The sequence below is a fragment of the Thiobacillus denitrificans DSM 12475 genome, from assembly GCF_000376425.1.
Lineage (GTDB): Bacteria > Pseudomonadota > Gammaproteobacteria > Burkholderiales > Thiobacillaceae > Thiobacillus > Thiobacillus denitrificans.
In genome coordinates this window covers 1-4326 of the sequence record NZ_AQWL01000027.1, presented here as the reverse complement: position 1 = coordinate 4326, position 4326 = coordinate 1, and the positions used below count along the sequence as shown (strand labels likewise).

Annotated in this window: 6 protein-coding genes; 3 read left to right on the top strand and 3 right to left on the bottom strand. The window is 58.2% G+C overall.

Annotated features, from left to right (window positions below):
- The first annotated feature begins 279 nt into the window (after positions 1–279).
- Together B059_RS20660 and B059_RS0118250 are read left to right on the top strand one after the other, a co-directional pair.
- Positions 280–456, top strand: a complete 177-nt coding sequence (locus B059_RS20660; RefSeq protein WP_018079663.1) for a hypothetical protein — start codon at positions 280–282, stop codon at positions 454–456.
- 121 nt (positions 457–577) lie between these two features.
- Entirely contained in the window at positions 578–793 is a 216-nt protein-coding gene (locus tag B059_RS0118250) for a hypothetical protein (protein WP_018079662.1), read from the top strand.
- Positions 794–1233: 440 nt separating this feature from the next.
- On the opposite strand, the gene B059_RS0118240 is transcribed toward B059_RS0118250, so the two are convergent.
- Positions 1234–2163, bottom strand: coding sequence for a LysR substrate-binding domain-containing protein (locus B059_RS0118240; RefSeq protein ID WP_026177644.1), 930 nt, complete (start codon positions 2161–2163; stop codon positions 1234–1236).
- A gap of 348 nt (positions 2164–2511) precedes the next feature.
- Between B059_RS0118240 and B059_RS0118235 the strand changes: the two genes are divergently transcribed.
- Positions 2512–2940, top strand: a complete 429-nt coding sequence (locus tag B059_RS0118235) for a cupin domain-containing protein (protein WP_018079659.1) — start codon at positions 2512–2514, stop codon at positions 2938–2940.
- 59 nt (positions 2941–2999) lie between these two features.
- Here B059_RS0118235 and B059_RS0118230 read toward each other — a convergent pair whose 3' ends face one another.
- Positions 3000–3479: a hypothetical protein gene (locus tag B059_RS0118230; protein ID WP_018079658.1), complete on the bottom strand. Its 480-nt coding sequence runs from the start codon at positions 3477–3479 to the stop codon at positions 3000–3002.
- 225 nt (positions 3480–3704) lie between these two features.
- Complete coding sequence (locus B059_RS0118225; protein WP_018079657.1) at positions 3705–4223, bottom strand: hypothetical protein; 519 nt, start codon at positions 4221–4223, stop codon at positions 3705–3707.
- Positions 4224–4326 lie beyond the last annotated feature (103 nt).

The following is a 4326-nucleotide window of genomic DNA, read 5'->3' as shown; positions in this document are numbered from 1 at the left end:
GGAAGATTGCGCCCACCAGGCTGGAGAGCATCAACTTGCGGGGTGTGTTTCGCTTCCCGGTTGACCGCTATGCTGACCAAATCCTGCCTTCGCGGCCAAATGCATCGATAACTGGCACCAATGGATGAAACCGACCACGGTTTGACGCCACGAATCGCAGATTTGAAAGTGAACAGGAAAGTCAATGAAATCAACGATCTACCAACACCACCTCCGCGCCAGTGCTAGCTTTTCGTACCGTCACTTATTGCACTGAAAACGAGGAGACCCCCAGAAGGCGTGGAAACCAGCGGCCAGCGCGACATTCTGCTGGCCATGCGCTGCGACGAATTACAGGGCTTTTTCTACGCCCGCCCCATGCCGCCAGACACCTTGCTGTCGTGGGCACAGGGCGACAAACCCGATGGGTCAGCAGACTTCGCACCTTCGGTGATCGGTAGCCTGGGCGACTTGTAGAACGCACGCAGCGTGGCAAGACTGGCCCCAGCGGCCAGGACTACAGCGATTGCAGCAACGGCTGACACGCCAGGCACTGGCGCTCCCTCAACATTGGGCTCCATCAACTGCTGGAGGTCCCATGCGCATCACCCCCCTTCCCCAATCCGAGATCGACGAGGCAGAACGCAAGGTTGGTGCGATCCTAGACGAATTGGAAGACGACACCCATTCGGACGTGAAGGACATCGACCTGGAAGATGTCATTGAAACCGACAAGGACAGCGGCAAACCCGCCCTGCATCAATCGGTGGAGATCACGGTAGAACCACGCGCGCAGCGCAAGTGGATCAAGTGAAGGGGCCGGCGATTTGACGGTTTGGTAGTGCCGCTGGCACGTATCCGGCCTCACAGTGGGGCTCTCGCACGTTTCCACCTCCAATGACTGGCGGCGACCTGTCATTTGGAGATCGGCACAACGGGCACAGCCCCGCATCAGCGTGATGCAAGGCAGGCGGCGATAATTGCGGGGTTTGTCCTTCTCTAAAAAAAACCCACCATGACCACGACCATCCGGTACAACGATCTCGTCGAGTCCGTTGCTGCGGCGCTGCAGTACATCTCGTAAGTCAGCAATCAGTGGAAGCGTCAGCCCAAGCGGCTTGGGCCAGCCTGTCGCGCAGCGTGCTGATGGTGTGCAGCAGCGTGCGTATGCCCTGCTCTTTCGACAAGTTCGTGGTCATGGCCGCGACCGATGCCTGGCCAGCTGTAGGGCTCGACTCGCTGGTTGGCCGAGGTTCAACAGGTCACTCCGCACAAAGCAGCGCCTAGCCTCTTATGTAGTTCGCGTTGCAACACAGCTTCGCCATGCAGCCAGTTGCGGAAGGCCGATAGACCCGGGTCCTTCTCGCGTATCAGCCTATAAGCCAGATACCAGCCTTCGTATTTCCGATCAACGATCCGAAATGGGGTGACAAGACGGCCCGCTGCCAGCGCCTCACTGACATATGGGAGTTGCGCGACCGCGACTCCTACACCATCGAGGGCAGCCTGAATTGCCATCATAGAGCTTTCGAACGAAACCTCATTAGCCGGCTGAATCGGTGCGCTCAGGCCTGCCGCTTCGAACCACCAAGACCATTGCTCGCGCAAGTGAGGCGCGACGATCAGGGTCGCCGTGTGGAGATCGCGGGGGCGGAGCAAGCCTGCTGCAATTGAGGGCGTGCAGACTGGTACCAACGTCGAGGGGAATAGCTCTTCGGCAACATAGCCAGGCCAACTACCTTGGCCGCGACTAACAGCACATGTCCAATCATCACGCAGCGGAAGCATTGCACCGCCGGTCGCGACGCGGACCTCAATGTTGGGATGGTTGCGATTAAAGCTTGTCAAGCGCGGAATCAGCCAGTGCAAAGCAAGCGTCGGCGCGACTCCAATGGTGAGCACCGGACCGGCCTGCATCGAGGCCACCTGCTCAGAGAGCCGGGCGATCGCATCGAAGGCTTCGGTCAGGCCGGGCTGGAACGACCGCCCCTGATCCGTGAGCTCGAGCCTATTGGCATGACGGTGAAACAGCGCGAACCCGAGGTGTCTTTCCAGCAGCCGCACCATCTGGCTCACCGCCGCTTGAGTGACATTCAACTCCTCCGCTGCTGCCTTGAAGCTGCCATGTCGTCCAGCCGCTTCGAAGGCTCGCAAGCCGTTCAAGGAGGGCATCTGGCGAGACATCAGTACCCCAAGTTAAAGTTTGGTTAACCGCGAGAAATTCGCGTTTGCTCCGCTAGTTTATCCGCCTCATACTATTCGGCAAGGACGAGATTTTCTGTGCGTCAGATGGATCTTGGTCCCAAGCCACCGTTGCCTTGCTGGTGGGGACGGGTGCCGCGAGGGCCAACACACGACTCCAGCAGTACGGCCCGAAGAACACCCGAACCCAACTGCTGAAATTGGCTGACGGTCTGACAAATGTGGATATCACCAGGAGACGTTCAACGTAATTCATTGAGACTGGCAGTACAAACGATCAACGCCAATCGCGTTCAACACTCTACCGAGCACGGTCCGGGAAAACATTAAATGATGAAGATAACGAATCTCAAAATTGGCGCCGCGGCGCTAGGAGTCCTTTGCATGCTTCAGGTAGGTCCGGCTATAAGCCAAGAAAAGCGTGGCGCGATTCCGCACGCTCCGCTGCTGAAGACTCTAGTACCCCGCACAGAGAATTTGGAGGTCGCAGTCTACGAGGCGGAATATGCTCCGGGTGGGATCAACCCGCGACATCTCCATCCGGCGGCGATAACATTCCATGTCGTGTCAGGGACAGGTATTTGGCAGGAAGAGGGGAAGCCGCCAGTAACTCTGCATGCTGGAGAAAGTTTGTTTGTTCCCGCCGGCACGATCCATTCCCACTGGAATCCAAGCACTACAGACCGCCTGCGGTTCCTGGAGTTCATCGTGGCTGAGGAGGGCAAGGGTCGTTCCATTCTCGCCCCGATAAAGAAGTAGGTTCCGGAGAGTTTGATTCCGTCCGTACAAGGTCGTCGCGGGCAAACAGTCATCTTCGGCTATTGACGAGAACGGCACCGCTCGAAGTGGTGCCGCTGCATCGCCCCGCCCTGCCGACCAGACGTGGAGCAGTGCGGGCAGCGGACTGTCGGCAATGCTAGGAGTCCGTCGGCGATGCTGTCCTTGTGCGATTGGGACTTTGACACTCCCGCTCGCGTTGCGCTCATCTTGTCCCGAGTGCAAGCGGAGTGTGACCGCCCCAACTTGGCTTCGCGGCTGTTTTCCTCGCACGGCTTGATTTCGACGTTGCCGACCGCGTAGTCGCCCAAGTCGTCCTTTCGGGCCATGCAGAATTTGCCACGCCCGTTTCCGCGCAAGTGCAGTTTGCCGCTGTCGGTCCAGACCTGCAGCCACTCCTCGAACGTCATCGTGACTTGTATGCGATGCCCGTTGCGATCCGGCTTGCGGCGGGCCTGGGTCTTCTTCTGTACGTTGTATGCGTTGCGCAGCTTGCGCAGTTCTTGATCCGTCAGCTTCATGCTGATCTCCTTCTGTTTGGCTCAACCGGCCAAAGTCCAGTCTGCGTTCGTAGTCCCTTCCTCGCAATATTTACTTCATGCGCGTTCGCCGATCCGCGCAGCTACGCGCCCAACTTACAGCCCCATGGTGACGTCTGGCAGTCCCATGGCTTGACGATCGGGGTCAATGCGACGCTGCGTACTTGACCGCATGAAAGACAAGCCATGGGCTGCTGGTGAGGTCGCTTACCCGCTTCCCTGTTGGTCGCCTCGGGCGGCCTTTTCTCTCGCTGCCTGCTCCTTCTCCTCCCTCTCTTGTCGCAAAGCCCTGCCAACTAACCCCATGTTGATGACGAATATCTCGCCCTTAGTTGCGTCGGGCGGGTAATTCACTTTGTTGGGCTTGGCAAGCTGCCACGGTTGCAAAGGACCCACAAAGTTCTTCTTGTGTTCTCGCTTCGCCTGGGCCCGTGCCTTGTCGCGCGCCTTCCGGACTTCCTTCTTCTCGTAGTGCTCACGCCTGCGCTCTTCCATCTCCCGGGTAAGCAGCAAGCCCCTGACTTGGTTCGCCCGAAGCTCTGCCGCAGACTTGTAGAAAGGAAGAGGCGTGGGTATCACATAGTTGGTTAGTGGCACGTACTCGGTGAACCCTTGCTGCTGGATGAACGCCTCGACCTCACGCATCAACGCTGCGCGGTTGATGTCGCCTGACCATCCCATCTCGCGTTTGCTACGAAAGCAACCACGCGTGATGTAGATGTCCATTGCTCGCAGGGGTCTCCTCGTTTTCAGTGCAATAAGTGACGGTACGCAAAGCTAGCACTGGCGCGGGGGTGGTCTGGGTAGACCGTTGATTTCATTGACTTTC